This is a genomic window from Mediterraneibacter faecis, from assembly GCF_055383675.1.
The window spans coordinates 261,033-283,148 of sequence record NZ_AP043803.1 but is presented as its reverse complement, the minus strand read 5'-3'; the positions used below and the strand labels follow the sequence as shown (position 1 = coordinate 283,148).

Annotated in this window: 17 protein-coding genes and 1 riboswitch; of the genes, 3 read left to right on the top strand and 14 right to left on the bottom strand. The window is 42.5% G+C overall.

Annotated elements, in window-relative coordinates; genetic code table 11:
* Positions 1-91: 91 nt before the first annotated feature.
* Genes ACZ47Z_RS01340 through ACZ47Z_RS01330 form a run of 3 tightly spaced genes read right to left on the bottom strand, consistent with a single transcriptional unit; the run spans position 92 to position 3,861 of the window.
* A complete protein-coding gene (locus ACZ47Z_RS01340; RefSeq protein ID WP_464525792.1) occupies positions 92-1,282 on the bottom strand; it encodes a MalY/PatB family protein in 1,191 nt (396 codons plus the stop codon).
* Positions 1,283-1,302: 20 nt separating this feature from the next.
* The gene (locus ACZ47Z_RS01335; RefSeq protein WP_226871116.1) at positions 1,303-3,282 is read right to left on the bottom strand and encodes an oxidoreductase; all 1,980 of its coding nucleotides are present in this window, start codon (positions 3,280-3,282) and stop codon (positions 1,303-1,305) included.
* A gap of 33 nt (positions 3,283-3,315) precedes the next feature.
* Complete coding sequence (locus ACZ47Z_RS01330) at positions 3,316-3,861, bottom strand: redoxin domain-containing protein (RefSeq protein ID WP_054751925.1); 546 nt, start codon at positions 3,859-3,861, stop codon at positions 3,316-3,318.
* A 276-nt stretch (positions 3,862-4,137) separates the two neighbouring features.
* Here ACZ47Z_RS01330 and ACZ47Z_RS01325 point away from each other — a divergent pair, with 276 nt between their 5' ends.
* Positions 4,138-5,241, top strand: a complete 1,104-nt coding sequence (locus ACZ47Z_RS01325; RefSeq protein ID WP_464525791.1) for a YkvI family membrane protein — start codon at positions 4,138-4,140, stop codon at positions 5,239-5,241.
* Positions 5,242-5,649: 408 nt separating this feature from the next.
* On the opposite strand, the gene thrH is transcribed toward ACZ47Z_RS01325, so the two are convergent.
* The 10 genes from thrH to ACZ47Z_RS01275 all read right to left on the bottom strand — a co-directional run bounded on the left by thrH (position 5,650) and on the right by ACZ47Z_RS01275 (position 18,967).
* A complete protein-coding gene (thrH, locus tag ACZ47Z_RS01320) occupies positions 5,650-6,255 on the bottom strand; it encodes a bifunctional phosphoserine phosphatase/homoserine phosphotransferase ThrH (protein WP_054751921.1) in 606 nt (201 codons plus the stop codon).
* Positions 6,256-6,494: 239 nt separating this feature from the next.
* Positions 6,495-8,177: a phospho-sugar mutase gene (locus ACZ47Z_RS01315; protein WP_464525790.1), complete on the bottom strand. Its 1,683-nt coding sequence runs from the start codon at positions 8,175-8,177 to the stop codon at positions 6,495-6,497.
* 191 nt (positions 8,178-8,368) lie between these two features.
* On the bottom strand, positions 8,369-9,745 hold the full coding sequence (locus tag ACZ47Z_RS01310) for a sodium-dependent transporter (RefSeq protein WP_054751916.1): 1,377 nt from the start codon (positions 9,743-9,745) through the stop codon (positions 8,369-8,371).
* Between the two features lie 178 nt (positions 9,746-9,923).
* Positions 9,924-11,015 (bottom strand): ABC transporter ATP-binding protein, encoded by a 1,092-nt coding sequence (locus tag ACZ47Z_RS01305; RefSeq protein ID WP_464525789.1) that lies wholly within the window; start codon positions 11,013-11,015, stop codon positions 9,924-9,926.
* Position 11,016: 1 nt separating this feature from the next.
* Positions 11,017-12,057 carry a FecCD family ABC transporter permease gene (locus ACZ47Z_RS01300; RefSeq protein ID WP_054751914.1) on the bottom strand — a complete coding sequence of 347 codons (1,041 nt, stop codon included), beginning with the start codon at positions 12,055-12,057 and terminating at the stop codon, positions 11,017-11,019.
* A 4-nt stretch (positions 12,058-12,061) separates the two neighbouring features.
* A complete protein-coding gene (locus ACZ47Z_RS01295) occupies positions 12,062-13,276 on the bottom strand; it encodes an ABC transporter substrate-binding protein (protein WP_054751912.1) in 1,215 nt (404 codons plus the stop codon).
* A 14-nt stretch (positions 13,277-13,290) separates the two neighbouring features.
* Positions 13,291-16,152 (bottom strand): hypothetical protein, encoded by a 2,862-nt coding sequence (locus ACZ47Z_RS01290; RefSeq protein ID WP_464525788.1) that lies wholly within the window; start codon positions 16,150-16,152, stop codon positions 13,291-13,293.
* A gap of 121 nt (positions 16,153-16,273) precedes the next feature.
* A riboswitch (cobalamin riboswitch) is annotated at positions 16,274-16,536 on the bottom strand.
* A gap of 32 nt (positions 16,537-16,568) precedes the next feature.
* Positions 16,569-17,648: a 16S rRNA (cytosine(1402)-N(4))-methyltransferase RsmH gene (gene rsmH / locus ACZ47Z_RS01285; RefSeq protein WP_464525787.1), complete on the bottom strand. Its 1,080-nt coding sequence runs from the start codon at positions 17,646-17,648 to the stop codon at positions 16,569-16,571.
* 153 nt (positions 17,649-17,801) lie between these two features.
* Positions 17,802-18,362 carry a chromate transporter gene (locus tag ACZ47Z_RS01280; protein WP_054751906.1) on the bottom strand — a complete coding sequence of 187 codons (561 nt, stop codon included), beginning with the start codon at positions 18,360-18,362 and terminating at the stop codon, positions 17,802-17,804.
* Entirely contained in the window at positions 18,359-18,967 is a 609-nt protein-coding gene (locus ACZ47Z_RS01275) for a chromate transporter (RefSeq protein ID WP_020437092.1), read from the bottom strand. The genes ACZ47Z_RS01280 and ACZ47Z_RS01275 overlap by 4 nt, the downstream gene beginning before the upstream one ends.
* Positions 18,968-19,230: 263 nt before the next feature.
* Here ACZ47Z_RS01275 and ACZ47Z_RS01270 point away from each other — a divergent pair, with 263 nt between their 5' ends.
* Together ACZ47Z_RS01270 and ACZ47Z_RS01265 are read left to right on the top strand one after the other, a co-directional pair.
* On the top strand, positions 19,231-20,259 hold the full coding sequence (locus tag ACZ47Z_RS01270) for an N-acetylmuramoyl-L-alanine amidase family protein (protein ID WP_464525786.1): 1,029 nt from the start codon (positions 19,231-19,233) through the stop codon (positions 20,257-20,259).
* Positions 20,260-20,303: 44 nt separating this feature from the next.
* The gene (locus ACZ47Z_RS01265; protein WP_227189124.1) at positions 20,304-20,990 is read left to right on the top strand and encodes an ABC transporter ATP-binding protein; all 687 of its coding nucleotides are present in this window, start codon (positions 20,304-20,306) and stop codon (positions 20,988-20,990) included.
* Between the two features lie 135 nt (positions 20,991-21,125).
* Here the strand turns inward: ACZ47Z_RS01265 and ACZ47Z_RS01260 are convergent, their stop codons facing one another.
* A complete protein-coding gene (locus tag ACZ47Z_RS01260) occupies positions 21,126-21,977 on the bottom strand; it encodes an FKBP-type peptidyl-prolyl cis-trans isomerase (RefSeq protein ID WP_464526038.1) in 852 nt (283 codons plus the stop codon).
* Positions 21,978-22,116: the final 139 nt, after the last annotated feature.

Here is a 22,116-nt window from a genome sequence, read left to right as displayed (position 1 = left end):
TTACATTGATTTCAATAGAACCTTTTTATTATAACATCTCTGTTTTTCATTTGTAAACCAGTTTAACTATTATGATACTTAATTATGATGTTTAATAACCTTTCTTATCATAGGCTCTCTTCAAAAGTTTCAGACCTTTTTCCAGCGTTACTCTTGGGCATCCGATATTAATTCTCATATATCCTGCCCCTTCTCCGCCAAAATCTTTCCCAACATCTAATGCGATTCCGGCTTCTTCCAGGAAGAATTCTTCCAATTCCTGCTCAGAAAGACCTAGTTCTTTGCAATCCAACCAAAGGAGATAGGTTGCATCCGGTTTCTGACATTTTATCTTTGGCATATATTTCTTCAAATAATCATCCAGAAACAGGTAATTGTCCCATAAATAATCAATCAATTGCTCCAGATAATCCTCGCATTCTTTATACTTATAAGCTGCTTCGAACCCTACTGCACCAAAAAGTGGCGCAATATAGAGAACACGTTTATCGATTACTTCACCGACTTTTCTTCTCAAATCTTCATTCGGTATAAAAATCGCTGACATTTGCAAACCGGCAACATTAAAAGTCTTCGACGGAGAAGTTGCAACTGCGCAGATCTGTTCTACCTCTTTATTAAGCCCTGCGATCGATGTAAACTTACAATGTTTATAAATCAGATCTGAATGAATTTCATCCACAACGATGAGAACATTATTTCTTAGACAGATATCTGCGATTCTTTCCAGTTCCGCTCTACTTAAAACTCTTGAAACCGGATTCAGAGGATGACAGAGAAACAGCACTTTATTCTCCGGCATTTTTGCCAGCTCTTCCAGTTCTTCAAAGTTAATTTTCCAACATTCCCCGTCATAGACCAGTTTGTTCTCCACAACTTTTCTTCCATTATTTATAATTGTCTCTCTAAAAGGATAATAAACCGGTGGCTGAATGATAATTCCATCTCCCGGCTCTGTGAAAGCTTCTGCCATAACACTCAATGCAGGAACGATTCCATTTGTAAATTCAACCCATTCCGGCTTTGCATCCCAGCCATTTCTTTTCTTCTCCCATGCTGCAATCAGTTCTGCCGCATCGTCAGCAACTTTGCTATAACCATAAACCGGATGCGCAGCCCTCTTTTGAATGGCATCCACTATAGGCTGCGGGCATGGAAAATCCATGTCCGCAATCCAAAAAGGTAACGCATCCGGATTTTTCGGATAACTGATATTACCGGTTTCCCATTTATAACTCAGCGTTCCCTTTCGATCAATCACTTTATCAAAATCATACTTCATAAAGTCTATTCCTCACTGTCTTATAGATTTAATGCTGCATCATATCCGTCTCTGACCGCAGTACGGATCAATCCTGGCTGATTGCAATCTCCAATCCATTCGAAATCAATCACTGTTTCGCGCAGTTCATCTACCGTTGCTTCATTTGGAGCAATCCCTGTGGCTGCAATCACCTTGTCTGCTTTCAATTCAATGCGATTTCCATCCTTATCTTCACAAATCATTCCCTCATCTGTAATTTCAACACATTTTGTGTTTAACATTACCTGAACGTTATTTTTCTTTACGTTCGTCCAAAGAGCATCAATCTGCATTGCTCCTGTTCCAGGGTACGGCGTATTCGGACCTGATGCGAGCGCATCAGACATTTCAATGATTGTTGATTTCTTACCAGCCAGTGCTAAACCAATTGCACACTCTACTCCGGCAAATCCGCCTCCAAGTACTAATACGTTTTCACCCACTTCAGACTCATCTCTATAGTAATCTACAATCTGAACTGCCTTCTCGATGCCTTTGATTGGCGGAATAATCGGATGTCCTCCTACTGCAGCGATCAATACATCCGGGCGAAGCTCTTTTACAAGTTCCGGTGTAACAACCGTATTTAATCTGATATCCACCGCACTCTTTCCAAGTTCATACTCTAAATATTCTTTATACATACCGATTCGCTTTTTAAAGGATTCCTTTTCTACAACCTGAAGTAATCCCCCCAATGCAGAATCTTTCTCACAGAGAATCACCTCATGTCCTCTTCTGGATGCTGTAATTGCTGCTTCCATTCCAGCCGGTCCACCGCCTGCGATCAACACGCGTTTCTTTTCTGTAGGAAGTGGTGCAAACTTATAATCACTGTCTCTTCCAATCTGCGGATTAACGGAACAATGAATTGGCAGATTAAAATAACCTCCTGTCATACAGGATAGACAACGCAAACATGGTCGAATGTCTTCCACGTTTCCATGCATTGCTTTTTTCGGGAAGTCTGGATCAGCCAGCAATGCACGCGCCATTATAATGTAATCTACTTTTCCTTCTTCAATCCACTTATCCGCCAGTCCCGGATCTGTAACGGCTCCGACTGTTCCAACTGGAATCTTCACATGTTTCTTAATCTCTTCTGCTGCTTTCAAATTATGACCTTCTTCTACATCAAACCAGCTTGGACAAGACAGAATCGTGGAATCATGAAAATGAAGAGAACCACAGGATACCTGTATCATATCTACACCGTGCTCTTCCAGCATCTCACAGAATCTGATGCTATCCTCTAACTGATATCCGTCATACATTCCTTCTTTCCACGAGATTCTTGCTTCAATGATAAAGTTCGGACCGCAGTATTCACGAATCTTATCTACTACCATCATCGTAAATCTTGCTCTGTTTTCCAAACTTCCGCCAAACTCATCCTCTCTGTGATTCAAGACTGGAGACAAGAACTGCGCTGGAAGCCATCCATGCCCTGCATGCAATAAAACAGATGTAAAACCACAATGTTTTGCACGTAATGCAGCTTTTCCGTAGGAATCTACTACCTGATCGATAATTTCCCGAGGCATTGCAATAATCTTATGTCTGCGGATTCCGTATCCGTCTCCCTGATCAAATTCATCAATCATATCACTTGGTCCATAATTGATTCTGTCCGCCTCATGAAAGTGCATTCCTGCATGTACCAATTCCATAGATGCATGTGCTCCCTGTGAGCGGATTGCCCCTGCCATATCATAAAACCCAGGTTCATTCTCCTTATCCCACGCTCTCACCTTTGGATTCCATGAAATGTCACCCGTCACATCTACCTGAACGTCTCCCAGGCATACCGATGCAGCTCCACCCTGGGCTCTTCTTTTCAGATAGTCAATATTCTTTGTTACTAGATGCCAATGATCTGTCAATTCCTTCAGTCCCGTAGGACCTGCAAAAATTCTGTTTTTAAATACTGTTTTCTTTACTTTTAAAGGACTAAATAAATGTGGAAAATATGGGTTCATACAAATTACCTCCTACGCTTTTAATCACATAAATTACGATAACGAATTTAGTACTTCATCAATTTCTGGCATGTCTGCAAGTTCCTTTGCATAATGTGCATAACTGATTTTCCTGTCTTCATCCACGATAAACATAGCCGGAAGCTGTAGCTCATTTCCTTCATAATCTCCGTGAATGAATCCATTTTCATCTGCCAATGCACCCTTTTTCTGCAGTTTATCCTTCCTTGCTCCTGCCAGTGCATCCATTGATTCTGCCGGATGAATCATCAGCGTCTGATAAAATCTCATATCATTATCACAAATAATATCAAACGGTAACTCATCCGCTCCAATTGTCTCTCTGATATGGGTTTTATCACTCTGCATTACTACAAATACTTGCGCATTACGGGCACGAAATTCGTTATAGTTTGCCGCAATCTGTGCCACATCATATCTGCACACTGGACATCCTATATAACGTAAAACCCAGAAAATCGTCTTACCTTGAAGGACATCGTAAACATATCGGTCTTCTTTATACGCCGTGCTAATAAGAAGATTCGGAAAAATATCTCCTACATTATATTGCTTCATTACGCTAAATCTCCTCCTTTTTTATTAAGCACATTAACTATTAATTAAATAAAATATATATGATTCTTTTCAAAAAATCAATATAATTTTATAAAAATATATTTTTATTTCTTTTTTCATTATTCATATTGACAAAAAGATTAATTCGACTTATTATCTTTTTAAGCATATTAACTATTAATCAGCTAAACAATATAACTGTTCTTACTTATAGAACATTTCTTATACCTGTTCTATACAAATGTAAGGATTCTGGGAAATGAGAAAGGGAAAACTATGGACGAAAAAAAGAACACACAATTTTCTGTTAAAACAATGCTGATTCTTGCCGGTTCCTACGTATCTTTTGGAATTGGAGCCGGATTTGCCACAGGTGCTGAGCTATTACAGTTCTGGGCAGCTCACGGAATTGCAGCCATCTTAGGTCTTATTATTTCTGCTGCATTAATTCTTCTGTGCATTGCGGTTGTCTCAAGAGATTGCCGTAAATATAAACTGGTTAACATGGAAATGATGTACAAACACTATTGCGGAAAATATATCGGAACCGGAATTCAATGGTTTAATACTCTTACCTTCTTCCTCATGGTTGGAAGTATGATTGCCGGTGGTGCCTCTTCTCTACATCAGGCATTCAATATTCCTGTTTCTGTAGGAACCATTATTATGCTTGCTGCTGTTCTTGGCACAAGTCTTCTTGGAATGAAAAAACTGACTGATATTCTTGGAAATATCGCACCAATCATTATTCTTTCTGTTCTTGTCATTTGCATCTACAGCTACATGCACGGAACAAACGGATTTGCTGCAGGGAATGAATTAATCAAAGCAAAAAGTGGGCTTACCATGTCAAGCAGCCTAATTTTCAGCGCAATTTTAAACTTCACATACGTTGTATTAAATATGAGTGCTTACAGCGCAAATGTTTCAACCCGTGCCGACCATCAGAAAGAACTGGTATTCGGAAATGTTCTTGGACAGACGATCACTGTATTATCTCAGGTTTTCATTTTTATCGCATTTATTTTAAATGCATCCATCGTAGCCGGAGCAGATATTCCTCTCCTTATGCTTGCGCAGAGACTTGGTAATGTATTCTACGCATTTTATGGAATCATTGTTGTTCTTGCCACCTACACAACTGCTACAGGTATGGCCTGGGTTGCCGCATCAAATATCCAGCCTGAATCAAGCAAATGGTATAAAGTTGTCGTTGCAGTTATCTGTATTGGAGCATTTATATTCTCCAACTTTGGCTCTTTCGGAGTATTAATGAATTTCGTTATGAAATTTGTTTCTTATCTTGGTATTGTTTTCTCTGTCTGCGTTATCGTTTCGAAAATATATCGCGCAGTAAAAGAATCAAAAGAGAAGGCTTAATTCTTCACAAGGCAAGTAAAATGTCGATATTACTTATCGAATTTTACTTGCCTCATGTTGTCAGATGTGATATATTGAACATAAAGATGGGGAAGTTAGAACACACGGCCTACCTTCCGACAATGAAAACTTATATGCTTTTTAGCATCAGCCGTTCACTATTGGCAGTAGTGGCGGCTATTTCTTTCTCCCAAAGATTGTGTAACACAATCCTATGAGAGTGACAATGAAGATACCTATCTGGATCAAATCCGAATATGTAACGTACATTGGCATCCCTCCTTTCTTTCGTCTGGAGGGTGGTGCCCCTCCGAAGAGGGTAGGCCGCCTTAAGGGTGTTCTGACTTCCCGTGAAGTCAGTATAACATGGACTCACCGATTATAGCAATCCACTTTTTATTTTTTATTTCACATGTTCATCGCATCTTTTATCGCTGCAAGCAATTCCCCATAAGTTTCATATGCCGGAAGTTCCGGATGATCTGCCTTGATCTGCTCTGTACTGCGGAATAAGAATCCTGCCTTACTTGCCTGGATCATGCCAAGGTCATTGTAGGAATCTCCACTTGCAATTGTGTCAAATCCGATAGACTGCAGTGCTTTCACAGTACTTAACTTAGACTGCTCTACACGCATCTTAAATCCTGTGATCTCACCGTTCTCAGCTACTTCCAGACTGTTGCAGAACAGTGTCGGCCATCCGAGTTTCTCCATCAGTGGTGTAGCAAACTGTGTAAATGTATCACTGATCAGGATCACCTGGCTGAATGTACGGAGCTCATCTAAGAACTCTCTCGCTCCCGGAAGCGGATCGATCTTTGCGATCGTCTCCTGAATCTCCTTCAGTCCAAGACCATGCTCTTTCAGAATTCCAAGTCTCCAGTTCATCAGCTTATCATAATCTGGTTCATCTCTTGTCGTCTTCTTAAGCTCCGGGATTCCGCTTGCCTCTGCAAATGCAATCCAAATCTCTGGTACTAATACTCCTTCTACATCAAGACATGTTATATACATCGTAATATTCCTCCATCTGTTTCGTTCTCTATTCGCTTTATTACTTTACTGTAATGTATTGATTTTAACACATATGCTGTATATTTACTAGATGCATTTTCATTAATAGCGGTATCGAAAAACATTTTCAAGAATGCCTCGGCATTCCTCTTCGTTATTGTTCATACTACGTGAAATCAACAACGCTGTACGCACCTAAAAAAGGAGACCAGATATCTGATCCCCTTTCCCATCTTCTATTATTCCATAATAGGTTTCAGTGCTTCTGCAAGCTTCTCTTTCTCAGCCTCTGCCTCTGCAAGATCTTTACCAAGTGTTGTGTAGTAGATCTTGATCTTCGGCTCTGTTCCGGATGGACGAACGATTACTGTCTCATTGTTCTCCAGTTTGTAAACAAGTACGTTAGCCTTCGGAAGTCCTGTCTCTTCTGTCTTCTCGTAGTCGATCACGCTGGCTACTTTGTATCCTGCGATCTCTTCCAGAGGATTCTTACGAAGATCTTCCATGATTCCTGACATCTTATCCATTCCGCTAAGTCCCGGGAATTCAAAGCTGTCGATCTTGTTGAGATAACGTCCGTACTGTGCGTAGATCTCTTCCAGTCTCTGTTTCAGTGAGCTTCCGATGCTTCTATAGTAAGCAGCCATCTCACAGATCAGCATAGATCCGATGATCGCATCTTTGTCACGTACATAAGGTCCTGCAAGGTATCCGTAGCTCTCTTCAAATCCGAAGATAAAACGGTCAACTTCTCCTGCTGCCTCGAGGTTCGCAATCTGATCTCCGATCCATTTGAATCCTGTCAGTACGTTGCGAAGTTCTACTCCGTAATGCTCTGCAACTGCATCTGCAAGTGGTGTAGATACGAGAGATTTCACTGCTACCGGCTTCTCAGGCATTGTGCCTTTCTCGATACGTCCTGCTGCGATGTAGTCAAGAAGAAGAACTCCGACTTCATTTCCTGAAACAAGCTCATAGGATCCGTCTGGGCACTTCATAGCGATTCCGACACGGTCTGCATCTGGGTTTGTTGCAAGCATGAGGTCTGCGCCTGTCTCTTTCGCAAGATTCAGTCCCAGCTCAAGTGCTGCAAAGATCTCTGGGTTCGGGTAGCTGCATGTTGTGAAATATCCATTCGGGTACTCCTGCTCCGGTACGATTGTTACATCTGTGATTCCGATGTCTTTAAGTACACGTGTTACCGGTACTAATCCAGATCCATTCAGTGGGCTGTATACAAGCTTAAGTCCTGCACTCTTACACAGACCCGGACGAACCTGACGGGACTCGATTGCCTCATACAGTGCATCCTTACAGTCATCTCCTACGAAACGGATCAGACCTTCTTCAACTCCCTGAGCGAAAGACATATACTTCGCACCTGTAAGTACATCTGTCTTCTGGATCTCTTCGTATACGATTGCTGCTGCATCATCTGTCATCTGGCATCCATCCGGTCCGTATGCCTTATATCCGTTATACTTCGCCGGGTTGTGGGATGCTGTTACCATAACACCTGCGTTACAGTTATAATAACGTGTTGCAAAGGAAAGTGCCGGTACAGGCATCAGAGCATCGTAAATTCTTACTTTAATTCCGTTCGCTGCAAGAACTCCTGCTGCTGTCTTCGCAAACACATCGCTCTTGAGACGGCTGTCGTAGCTGATTGCTACTGTCTGTGTACCACCCTGTGTTTTCACCCAGTTGGCAAGTCCCTGTGTAGCCTGACGAACAACGTAGATATTCATTCTGTTTGTTCCTGCTCCAAGCACTCCACGAAGTCCGGCTGTTCCAAACTTCAGCGCAACTGCAAAACGCTCCTTGATCTCGTCATCATTTCCTTCGATTTTTGCTAATTCCGGCACCAGATCTGCGTCTTCCAGGTCTGCTGTCATCCAGCGCTTATACTCTTCCTGATACATCTTAATCACTCCTATTATTTTCTTAAAATGTAAAATTATTGCAATTCAGCCATACAACGTAAGACCGTCAGTTTATGACCACTTCGTTGTATGGCTGAACTGTTTCTAAACTTTACAAGTCTAGTCATATTATACCATGCAGGTACATTTACAGCAACATTCCACGTCTATTTTAACAAGCATTTTTCCTGTTACATAGAAATAATTCCCAATACATTTGCAATAGAACTTAATAATATAATAATCAGGAAGATTGGTGCCAGATATTTCAAAAAGAACATGTATAATTTCTTTCTCTTAAATGCAGATGACTGCTCGATCTCCCTTGCGATCTTGTCAAATCCAACTGTACGAATAATCAAGAAACATGTTGCAAGTGCTGCAAGCGGCATCATCACGGAGTTTGTCAGGAAGTCGAAGAAGTCCAGACTTGCCATACCAAAGAACTGAATGAAATCCAGTAATCCGTAACCCATGGATGATAATGTTCCAATAACGATCATAACAACAGCCATCAAGATACAACATCTCGGTCTGCTCCAATGAAGCTCATCCTGGAAGGTAGATACGCTTGTCTCCAGAAGTGAGATTGCACTTGTTGCTGCTGCAAGAAGTACTAATACGAAGAACAGGATTCCTGCCACTCTTCCAACTCCCATACTTGCAAATACTTTCGGAAGTGTGATGAACATCAGAGACGGTCCTGCCTGCAGGTCATCCGGATTACCACCGGAGAATGCAAATACAGCCGGAATGATCATAAGTCCTGCAAGCATTGCGATCGCTGTATCGAAAATCTCAACCTGTGTTGTAGTCTTCTCAAGGTCAACATCTTTACCGATGTAAGAACCATATGTATACAAAATTCCCATTGCGATTGACAGAGAATAGAACATCTGTCCCATCGCTGCAACAACTGTCATTGCAGAGAAATGCTTCGGATTTGGGATCAGGAAGTATTTCACACCTTCGATCGCACCCGGTCTTGTCACAGAATAAATTGCAACGATTATCGCAAGGATAACCAGAATCGGCATCATGATCTTAGAAACACGTTCTACTCCATTCTCAACTCCTGCAAGGATAACGCAGAATACAAGAACGGCAAATACGATAAACCATGCTTCTACCTGGAAAGAATCTGAAATAAATTCTGTAAAATATCCATCCTGTGCAACGGTCTGCACATTTCCTCTCAGATACTCTACCAGATACTTAATAACCCACCCACCAATTGAACTATAATAAGGTACGATCAACATCGGGATCACTGCGTTGAGCCATCCACCGATCTTGAATGATTTCGTCTTACCGAAAGTCTGATATGCTCCGACAGGACTTTTTCTTGTCATTCGTCCAAGTGCTGTCTCTGACATGATCAAAACATATCCAAAAGTTACTGTCAAAATCAAATACACGAGAAGAAAGATTCCTCCACCGTACTTCGCAGCCAAATACGGGAATCTCCAGATATTTCCCAGGCCGACTGCTGAGCCCGCAACTGCAAGCACATACCCGATCTTACCCGAGAAGCTTGCTCGCTTTCCTGATTGTCCTTTGTTGCTCATAGAATTCCTCCACTCATTTAACAGCCTCCGCTGTTAGTTTCTCTTGTTTTCTTTATACATAACTTCCTTTCACAGGTCGTCATTGTTTCTATTCTACCATTCGACACAGTGAATAGCAACAAAAAGAGTCACGTTAATGCTTTAAAACATTAATTTTAAGCATTAACGTGACTCTTTCTTATAATTTCCCTTCTTTTTCCGCTTTTTCAAGCAGCTTCTCAATCCCTTTGTTCCACGCACCGATCTTTACTCCGGCATTGATCACGCGCTTACATTTTCCCATTGTCACAAATGCTTTCTGAAGCGTTTCTTCCCGAATCTCCTCAAACGGTTCTTCCGTGATCACTTCTGCCGCAAGTAATCTGGCCAGCCGGTAATCCATATCATTTTCATATAAAATACCTGCTGCAAACGGAATGTGTTCCTTCTGAAGCCGACGATAAACCGGGATTCCAGTTCCACCGGAAGAGATCACGAACACTTCCGGCTCCCCCTCCGGCGCAGGAAGTTCAATACTTCCAAAAAGTGGGTCAAAATATCCATTATTGATTCCATACAATTCCCGAATGATTTCTTCTGTGAACACTTTCTCCGGACTTCCGTAATGTGAAATCGTCTCGCCTTTGACACAGATGATCTTGTCCGAAATCTTCTGTGCCAGATCGATTTCATGAAGAGACATGATCACCGTAATCTTCTTCTGACGTGCCATCCTCTCAAGAATAGACAACAGTTCAAGCTTATATTTCACATCCAGAAATGAAGTTGGCTCATCTAAAACGATCACATCCGGATCCTGACAGATCGCTCTCGCCAACAGAACACGTTGCTTCTGACCGTCACTGATCGCATTAAAATCACGGTTGCCAAGCTCCTGCGCATGCACCGCCTGCATCGCCTCTTCCACCAGACATTCATCTTCCTGCGTCAGAATCCCAAGCCGTCCTGTGTAAGGATAACGTCCGGTCGCCACAATATCATGACATGTCATCAACTCTGTCTTGATCCGATCCGTCAACACGACCGCCATCTTAGACGCAAGCTCTTTGTACGGCAGTTTCAGAAGAGAAGTATCGTCAAAAAATACATTTCCTCCAACGACTTTCAGCTGTCTTGTAATACTTTTCAAAATCGTTGACTTTCCTGAACCATTCGGCCCGATCAAAGTCACGATCTCCCCCTTGTTGATCCCGATATTAATATCACGGATCAGGGAGTTTCCATTATAACCTACCGACAGGTCTTTCATTTGAAAATAATAATCTGCCATCTTATTTTCTTCCTCCCTTCGGTATCATCATATAGATAACAATCGGTGCACCCAGAATAGAAGTTACCGTACTGATATTCAATTCCACCGGTGCCAGTGCCATTCGTGCGATCAAGTCACAGATCATACAGAACACAGCTCCCATAAAGAACGTTCCCGGTATGACCACGATCGGTTTTGATGTTCCAAATGCTTTCCTTGCAAGAAACGGAACTGCGATTCCCACGAAGGAAATCGGTCCGGCAAACGCAGTCACACACGCTGACAGAATACTGGAAAGCAAGATCAAAATCACGCGAAATGTCTTGATGTTGACTCCCATGCTCTGCGCATATGCTTCTCCCAATTGATATGCACTGATTGGTTTGGACAGGAAAAATGTAAACAGCACCGCAAGTCCGACAACCACTGCTGCCACACGAATATTGCTCCAGCTCATTCCGGAAAAACTTCCCTGTGACCATCCATGCAGATTCACAATATCAGAATCATCCGCAAATGTCACAACAAAATCCGTGATAGCCGAACAGATATATCCGATCATGATCCCCCCGACAAGAAGAGACGCCATATGCTGCACTTTTTTCGACATCAGAAGGATAAATCCCGTCGAGATCAGCGACCCGATAAATGCTGCAAGAATCAGTGTATACGAAGAAAATCTTCCGATATATTTCAAATACACGATCATTGTAAGTGCCACGACCATTTTCGCTCCGGAAGAAATTCCGAGAACGAAAGGTCCAGCAATAGGATTAGAAAAAAATGTCTGCAGCAAAAAGCCTGAAAGAGACAATGCACCACCAAGCAGTGCCGCCATCAGAATTCTCGGAAGACGGATCTTCCATATAATATTGTACTCTGTCGCTGCTCCTTCTTTCAGAAAGAGAATACGCAGAATCTTCGGCACCGGAATATAAACATTTCCAGTATTGATATTTAGCACTGTCACAACACAAAATACTGCTGCAAGAATCAGAAATACCGCTGTGTATCTTGTGCGCCGTCTGAAATTTTCCTGATGAAAACTTGTCTGCTCCATTCTTCTACTCCATTTTTTCAAGAAATGTCATCTGAGATGCATCACCGTCTGTCAGCATCAGATGCATATCTTTGATCAGCTCTCCGACCGTATCTGTTGCCTGATATAAGTTCTTTCCGGTATACCAGACATTTCCGTCTTTCACCGCCTTGAATTCAGAGAACAATTCATTCTTTGCTTCCAACTCACTGATACTATTTATCTGTCCGTCGATCGTCCCGTTGTAGATCAGATAATCTGCATCTACAGCAGTCGCATAGAATTCTTCCATCGTCAGTTTAACAGATGGTGCGTTGCTGTCCGGATTCTTCAGATCTTTGAACGCATATCTTCCACCTGCGATTTCAATCATTGACGGAATATAATCGTCAGATTTTCTCACAACGATTGAACCATCTGTACTCACATAGAAATAAGCAACCGTCTTTTCCGTGTTCTCGAAGCCTTTCAGTTCCTCGATCACATGAGCCTGCTGGTCAAAAAATGTATCCGCTTCTTCCTCTTTATTCAGAAGCGCCCCATAAAGCTTGATCCACTCGGTTCTTCCAAGCGGATGTGACTCATAACTTGAGTAGTCTACAAATACCGGAATACCAAGATCTTCGATCATTTCCTGTACCTTCGGTGTATGAAGGATCATCGTTGATTCGATTGCCAGATCACAGTCTCCGTCAACGAGAGTCTCATAATCCGGTTCGCTGTATTTTCCCGCAAATGTCATCGCTCCGGATTCCATTGCTTCCTTTGCACTCTCTACATACCAGCCAAAGGCCTCAAGTCCGGAGAATTTTACCTTGTCAATTCCGCCGATTGCATCAAACAGAGACATGGATGCTGTCGCCGCCATATAAATATTCTCTGTCGGCTGCCGGATCACAACAATATCATCCGCCAGATTTTCCGGTTCTTCTTCACCTTCCGGAACGATCAGATATTGCTTATCTTCATGGACATCGATCAACTTATATCCATCCTTATAATAGTATACATCGAATTCTGTCGCGTAAGTCAGATCCATTGTAGATTCATAGGTAAGCCCTTCGATCTCCGGTGCTTTTTTTGTCTTGTCGGCTGCATCTTTGGTCTTATCCTTTGTTACATCTGTACCTGCTGAATTATTACCGCTGTTTCCACCGGAGGCTGCGGTAGAACCGCAGCCTCCGAGCAGAAGTGCAGCTGAAAGCATTAACGCTGTGATTCTGCATCTTCTTATCTTCATTCTATTTTTCTCTCCTATTTCTCTGCCGCTGCTACTGCCGCATCAAACTTCTCGTTCGTCAGCTCTTCACATCCGTAGAGAACACCGTAAACCTTGATCCACTCCTGTTTTCCAAGCTCCGTCTTTTCCTCGGAAGAACGATCAACGAGTACCGGAATACCAAGTGTCGCAAGTTTCTCTGTCAGCTTCTCAAACTGCTCAGCCTGTTCTTCTACTGTCAGAGTCTCTTTCGCATCTTTGCTGTCTTTATCTTCTTTCTTGTCAGTATCTTTCGCTGCATTTGCATTTTCTTCTGAATCTTCTCTTGGAAGGATATCTCCTGTAAACAATGCAAGATTCACTTCACTCTTCACAAGGTTCTTCAACTTCAGTTTGTCCGCTGTTCCTGCATATGCAACTTCAGCATTCTTCTCTCCGTCTTTTGCTTTCATCTTATCAGCAATCTCGGATACTGTACAGTCTTTGCTCTTCATTCCAACTGCCGCAACATTGTCAAGAAGATCGAGATCTTTCATCATATTCAGAATCTCATCAGACTCTGCATAAGTATGATCTGTCGGTTTTTTCACAATGATCATATCCTGCTCAAGGCCAACCGGAACTTCCACATCCTCCGGAACGATCAGATATTTCACAACATTTCCTTTGTAAAGCTCTGCTGCCAGATCCTGTTCGCTTGTGCCGTTATTATCCTGAGTTGCGGATTCTTCTGCAGAAGAATCTAACTTGCTGTCGGTATCAGATTTCTTTGTGTCTGCTGACTTTGCATCCTCAGATCTGTTAATTGTGACGGATGCCACTTTTTTCTTAGAAGATTTTTCTGAGTCCGAATCATCCGCTTCTGGTTTCTTATCCTCTGCTTTTTCCGGGTCTCTTGCTGTGTCCTTCGTCATATCGATTTCAAGAAGTACAATCCCCTGATCATAATGATAAATCTTGAAATATTCTGCATAGTCAAGCTTTGTCTCTGACTGATATTCCAAGCCTATGATTTCAGGTGCTTTTTCGTCCAACTTCTGGTTACTATTTGTTGAAGCAACTGTTCCGTTTGCAGATGTTCCTCCGTTAGCCGCTGCAAGATAAATGAAAATCGTATATTCTATCTCATGTGCGACAGACATTTTGTCCGTCATTCCAATAATCTTATTGTTCTGATTCAACGCAACCGGGATAACAGCTGTCGCTGATCCGCCGCCTTTTGTTGTGTAATACTTATTTCCGTTCGCTTTCACATACTGATAATGATCACTGCTGAACACAAGCGTTGCATAAGCCTGTCCATTCTGGATTGTCACTTTATTACAAGTAATCTGAACCTTACCTGTTCCACCGGACCAGGTAAAACGGTCCGGAGTATATACACCGTCTTTCAGTGTTGTTCCACTATCTACATGAGAAGTAGAGCCACTTGTATCGGATTCGTATTTTGATACATTATCCGCTTTTCCGTCGTTTCCATCTGTTTTTCCTGAATTAGTTCCAGGTACAGAACCGCCTGGAAAAGCAGAATTGTTTGTTCCTGTATTACCTGTATTGTTAGAACCACCAGTAGTTCCGGAATTTCCTATGTTTCCGTTGTTTCCTGTATTTCCGGAATCGCCTTTATTATTAGAATCTGTGGAATTAAGATCGGCAATCTTCTTCATTGTCTCTGACTGGAAAGTTAGCGTTCTGTCATACCAGATTCCTTTTTTAATGGAATAGGCTGCTACTGCAATTTCCTTATCCAATGCTTCTACCGGAACAGTATAAGTATATTTTCCTTCTTCATTTACCTGATAGGGAATCCAGGATGACTGATCTGCGCTTGCAGCCTCTTCCTTTGTTCCCATATACAGATAGCCGTAACCGGTTCCGCTTAATGTAAGCACGGCACTCATTTTTCCGTCTTTCGCTGTCAAGATACAATCCACTACTTTAAACATAGAAGAACTGGAAACTACGTCCATGCTGTAGATTCCGTTGGCTACTGTTGCTTCCGGTGTCGGAGTTGGAGTTGGCGCCGGATCTGGTGTTGAGGTTTCTCCCGGATTCGGAATGTACATCCATAAGTACTGTTTGTCATACCAGGTCTGATCTTTTGACTTTCTCAAAGATACCGGAATTGTCTGACCTGCTTTTTCTTTCGGCACATTGAAATGAAATGTCCATGCACCTTCTTCATCCTTTGTTCCTTCTATAACAGATGCTTTCAACAAGTCATCTTTTGAACCAAGATATAGCGCATCAAATCCTGTGTTGTTTGTCTTGATCGTAATATCAAGTTCGCCATCCTTTTCAACAACTGTTGATTCACTGACCTTGAACATTGCGAACTCTTCGGCGTTTTCTTTTACTACCTTCACAGATTCTCCTGTTACAGAAGGAGCTTCCTGCAGTGGCGGAAGTTCCGGTTCCGGAGTATTCGTAGAATCATTAGAATCTGTAAAAGGTTCTGACTTGCCTGTTTCATCTTTTATCTGTGTATCCTTGTTATCAGTTTTTTCGTCCGCAACCTGATCTGAGACAGTTGTGCCTGGATTTTTCCCGGTGGTTTCTGTATCTTTCTCTTCTGAATTATTTTCTGAGTTATTCTCTAAATTTGGTTTTGTTTCTGCTTCGATTGAATTCTGATTATCTGATTTATCCGAAGAATTATCAACTTTATCAGATTCCTCTGTCTGATCTTCTTTTGTTAAATCGTCATTTCCTGCGTCTTCTGTCTGACTCTCATCTTGTTTCTTATCTGGATCAGCTTCTTCCACCTCAACAGTTTCCTGTAAATTTGTCTCACACTGCTGCTCATTTTCTGCCGCATATGTTCTTGTATAAGACAATGGTGAAATCATCATAGAACCGGTCAGCATAAGCGCAAGCCATCTGCTCTTATTTTTCATTTCTTTTTTGTCTCCTCTTAAATTGTGAATTATAAAACACGGAAAATGGATAGAATTATCCTGAATCGAATGAATGATTTTTTCGGTACAATCAATTACTCGTGATCTGGAATTCGTATATTCCCCGCACCAGCGACCGGCAGGTTTCCTGACTTACAGATCTTCTATACAGAACACCTTCCCGGTCTCCCAGTGGATGTGTGGACTCTCCACACTTGTCTGTATAGGAGCGGTCTTCTGAAATCTAATTTCTAAGAAGACCGCATCTCTGCTCACAGTGACGAGTTCGTACAGGTCTTGCACCTGTTTCCCTTTTACCTGTTTCGATCAGGGATGTGGATAAACATTCCCTGATCAAACAGCACCGAACGCTATTATTTCTGACTAACTATAACATTTCATTATATTGAAGTCAACTATTCCGCCTTCACAGCCCAGCGCATCTTCGTAGATCTTGCTCTTCCGTTCTGTGCACATTCCTGCGCTGACGGACGCACAACATCTCTCGCATATTCGGAATAGATTCCTTCTTTATATCCTGCCTTGAGCGCTTTCTTTACAAGCTTGTCCTCTCCGGAATGGAAGGTAAGAATTGCTACTCTTCCGCCCGGTTTCAATGCTCCCGGAAGCTTCTCCATGAATTCATACAGCACTTCGAACTCATTATTGACATCAATACGAAGTGCCTGGAATGTTCTCTGGCAAGTCTTCTTGATAATATCCTTCTTTTCTTTATTATTTGGAAGAAAATCCAAAGTCTTCTCGATCACATTTCTAAGCTTCGTTGTTGTATCAATGCGATTGCCTCTGCGAATCTCATTTGTAATTGCTTTCGCCAGTTCTTCGCAGTATGGCTCATCTGAATTTTCGTAAAGCATTCCTGCGAGCTCTTCCTCGGAAATGTTATCAAGGCGCTCTGCTGCGCTGATGCCTTTCTCCTGGTTCAGTCGCAGATCCAGCGGTCCGTCAACTTTAAAGGAAAATCCTCTCTTCGGATTATCAATCTGCATGGAGGAAACTCCAAGATCCGCAAGGATAAAATCAAATCCTCCCACTTCTTTTGCAATCTCATCAATTGTACAGAAGTTCTGCAGACGGATACTTAAAATGTCTTCTCCGAATCCCTGATCTGCCAGACGTTTTCTTGTCTTCGCAGACTCTTCCGGGTCAACATCTGTTGCATAGATGTGCCCCTCACCTTTCAAACATTCCAGCATTGCTTTCGTATGTCCACCGTATCCGAGTGTCGCATCGAATCCAGTCTCACCCGGCTGGATTTTCAGGAAATCCAGGATCTCATTTACCATGATAGAAATGTGCATTCCGGCAGGAGTATTTCCCTTCTGGATTACATGCGCGATTGTATCCTTGTATTTCTCCGGCTGTAACTCTTTATATTTTTCCTCGAATTTCTTCGGGTATTTTCCTTTGTATCTCACACGACGCTTGTGCGGTGTCTGTGATTCTTGTATGTTCTGACTGTTCTGTTCGCTCATTTCGCTCTCCTGTTCTTATTTTTACAACGTATGTACAGTATACCATGAAAGTTATTCACAATATACCATGAACTTTGAAATGTTTTCCACATAAGTCTTCATATTTTTCACCTATTCACATTTCTTTACCGGAACCTGCATGGATTCGCTATTTTATCCAGCTGCATATCTTACTGCCACGTTCATCACTCCCGCAAGCATCATCACAACCACCGGATTCAGTTTTGTCTTACGAAGCAGTAACAGACAGATTCCGAAGATCACCACCATAGACCATTTTGTCGCCGCAAACTGCACAATTCCATCTGTCCAAAATGCAGTGTGCAGAATTGCGATACCTGCGGATGCGATCAGTGCAACAACTGCCGGTCTTAGGGATTCCAGCACGCTCTGGAACATTTTCATTTTCTTATATCTTAAATAAAACCATGCGATCAAAGTTACGATAATACAAGACGGCAGAATGCACCCACAAGTCGCCGCAACAGATCCCGGAATTCCCGCAATCTTGCTGCCGACAAATGTTGCCGCATTGATCGCAATCGGCCCAGGTGTCATCTGGGAAATCGTGATCAAATCTGTGAATTCTGTCATCGTAAGCCAGTCGTGCTGCGACACTACCTGTTCTTGAATCAGAGGCATCGCCGCATAACCGCCGCCAAAGCTGAACATTCCAATCTGAAGAAAGCTTAAAAACAATTTCAAATAAATCATTTCTCTTCACTTCCTTTCTTCGTGATCTTTTTCTCAATTAATGCGCGGAGTACTCCGACAATTCCACAGATCAGAATCACATAGACTACATTTACCTCAAATATGCAGGAAGCTATAAATGCCCCAACCATAAGTACGTATGACAAAGCATCTTTCTTCTTCACGATTCCGGCACCCATGTCATATGTCACAGATGCGATCACGGCACCCACTCCGGCCTGCATTCCTTCGAGCATTAAGCTGATGATCTGGTTACTTCGAAATGCCTGATAACCGGCAGAAAGTATCGATATAATAAGAAATGGTGGGATTACTGTCCCGGCAATTGCTGTCAGAATCCCCGCAATTCCAGCCAGTTTATATCCGATCACGATTGCTCCGTTCACTGCGATTGCTCCCGGTGCCGACTGCGCGATCGCCACAAGATCCAGCATCTCCTCTTCTTCGATCCAATGATATTCATCTACGAACTTTTTCTTCATCAGGCTGACGATCACATAACCTCCACCAAATGTGAACGCGCTTAAGTAAAAGGTTGACCAGAAAATCTTCCACAATTTTTTATCTTGTTTTTTCCCTTGCGTTTTTTCTTGTTGTTCTTCCATATATTGTCCTCGTATATTATGATTATGCGAATTGCGTAGCACTAGAACTCCCGCCACACTATATGCTATTGACAGGCAAAATTCCCTAACTATGATATTCTTTCTCTTGTAGTCTATCGCAATCAAAATGATTATGCAATCGCCTTGAATTTTTTACATTATATTTTCCTTTTTGAAACCTTAATTTTATCTGAATTTTCCCTATTTGGAAAATGATTATGATACAATGAGAACAGTAATATTTATCATAAAGGAGATTGAAATTGAAAAACCCTTTTTTTCGATTATCTTATGCCGTTCTCCTGTGTTGTTGCCTGACCGGATGCGGTAGCATACAGCACAAATCCAGTACGGACACGGCGCAGGCGCAGGGTACTAAGGCACCACCCAAGACAGCGGATGATTTTTCTATCTCATCAGATTCTGAAAATGAAACTGTAGATGAAACTTCTTCTGCTGATGCCGCCACCCCATCTGCTTCTGAATCTGAATCCGTAACTCAGCAGGAACTGCTGACCGGCGCAGCAGTTCTTTACAGCAATGGACAGGAGATCAGCTTTGACCCTTCCTGGCAATACGCAAACTTTTCTGCAATCAATTCTGGAACAGCTACTATTTATCTTGCAGATTCTGACCGCAAGGATATCGTCGTTGGCGTGAATGCCGGACATGGAACTTCCGGTGGTGCTTCTGTAAAGACACAGTGTCACCCGGATGGTTCTCCAAAGACAACCGGCGGAAGCACTGCTCAGGGTGCAACTTATGCGACTGCAGTTTCCGGGGGAATGACATTTAACGATGGAACTGCTGAAAGCACTGTTACACTTCAGATGGCTCAGATTCTGAAAGATAAGCTGCTTGCTCAAGGATATGATGTCCTTATGGTGAGAAATAGCGACGATGTCCAGCTTGATAATGTTGCCCGCACCGTACTCTGTAACAATGTAGCTGACTGTCACATCTCACTCCACTGGGATGGAGATGGATTGGGATATGACAAAGGCTGTTTCTACATTTCTGTACCGGATGGCCTGAAAAGTATGGAACCTGTCGCTTCCCACTGGCAGGAACATGATGCACTTGGAGCATCTCTTGTAGAAGGACTTCGTACGGAGGGAATGACCATTTATCAAAATGGTTCTATGAATATCGACCTGACGCAGACTTCTTATAGTACGATTCCGTCTGTTGATATGGAACTTGGAAATGCAAGCTCTGACCACAGTGATTCCACACTAAATAGTCTGGCTGATGGTCTAACTGCCGGAGTCAATGCTTATTTTGGAAATTAGAATTCTTATTGTGATATTTATTTTATTTTTTAAGGAGGAGTTTTATGGAGCCACTCATTCGTGTTAAAAACATGTACAAGATTTACAACCCTGGAGAAAATGAAGTCCGCGCTCTGGATGATGTTTCTCTTGAGATCAACCAGGGGGAATTTATTGCCATTGTCGGACATTCCGGTTCTGGTAAATCTACATTTATGAATATGCTCGGCTGTCTTGACACACCTGATTCCGGGGAATATTTTCTGGACGGAAAAGATGTTGCCAATCTCTCAGACAATGAACTGTCTGATATCCGCAATCACAAGATCGGCTTCATCTTTCAGGGATTTAATCTGATCCCAAACCTGGATGCACTTGGAAATGTAGAACTTCCACTGATTTACCGCGGACTTGGAAAGCAGCAGAGAAAAGAGATTGCCGGGGAAGCACTGTCGAAAGTTGGACTGGAAAATCGTATGGATCACAGACCGAACCAGCTTTCCGGTGGACAGCAGCAGCGTGTCGCTGTAGCCAGAGCAATTGCCGCACAGCCGCCGATCATCCTTGCCGATGAGCCGACCGGTAACCTGGACAGTAAGTCGACTATCGAGATCATGAATATTCTGAAAGACCTTCATAAGTCTGGAAGAACAGTTATTATCATTACACATGATGATGAAATTGCCAATCAGGTAGACCGCGTTGTCCGCATTATGGATGGAAAGATTGTGAGTGATAGTGTAAATCAGTAACAATTTAAATGGTTACCCGCACTTAAAGAGAAAGGGCAGTACTTTACGATTTCTCAATCGTTGAAGCACTGCCCTCTCTTTATGTTTCTTATTAGATATTTCTTAGTAGAATTTCTAATTACTTCTATTCACTTTTTATTCTACTGATACAAGCTCAATCTTGAAGTTCAGTTCTTTTCCTGCCATCTCATGGTTTGCATCGAAAGTGATTGTTGTCTCTTCCTTAGCTGTTACCTTTACCGGAAATGGCTGTCCATACTGATTGGACAGGTAAACCTGCTGTCCCACTTCAAGGTCTTCAGATCCCGGAAGCTCTGCGATTTCTACTGTGAAGATAGCTTCCGGATTCGGCATTCCATAAGCTTCTTCCGGCATCAGATGGATGTCCACTACCTGACCAACTTCCATATCAGCTACTGCTGCATCAAATCCTTTGATCATCTGTCCTGCACCGCATACAAACTCAAGCGGCTCTCCACGGTCATAAGAAGAATCAAACTGAGTTCCGTCATTGAATGTTCCTTTGTAATGTGTACGGCATTTCTTTCCAACATTCTTCCCTTCCATTGTAGTGTGTGATCCGCATCCGCCACCGCAGCTACTTCCACAAGAATGTCCCTCTTCATGATCTCCACAGGAATGTCCTTCCTCATGATGATGATGATCACATGTAGCTCCTCTGGATACAAGCTCACCTTTCAGGTATGCCTCTACTGCCTGATCTGCATCTCCCTGAGCACCTGAACACAATTCAACACCAGCCTCTGCAAGTGCTGTCTGAGCTCCGACACCGATTCCACCACAGATCAGAACATCTACGTTCTGTCCTGCAAGCAGTCCTGCCAGTGCTCCGTGTCCTTCCCCATTAGAACCGATTACTTCACTGGAAACCACCTTATCATCTTCCACTTCGTACACTTTGAAAGTCTCTGTCTTTCCAAAATGCTGGAAAATATTTCCGTTGTCATAAGTTACTGCAATTTTCATTGTAAAATCCTCCGTTTCAAAATTCCCTGTCAGACTAGTATAATCCATTACGCAGGTAAAAGCAACCTTTGTGTAAACGCGGCGTTGCGCTTTGTAGCAGTTACTGTTCACACGGTGTGCGACCAGCAACGCAAACAGT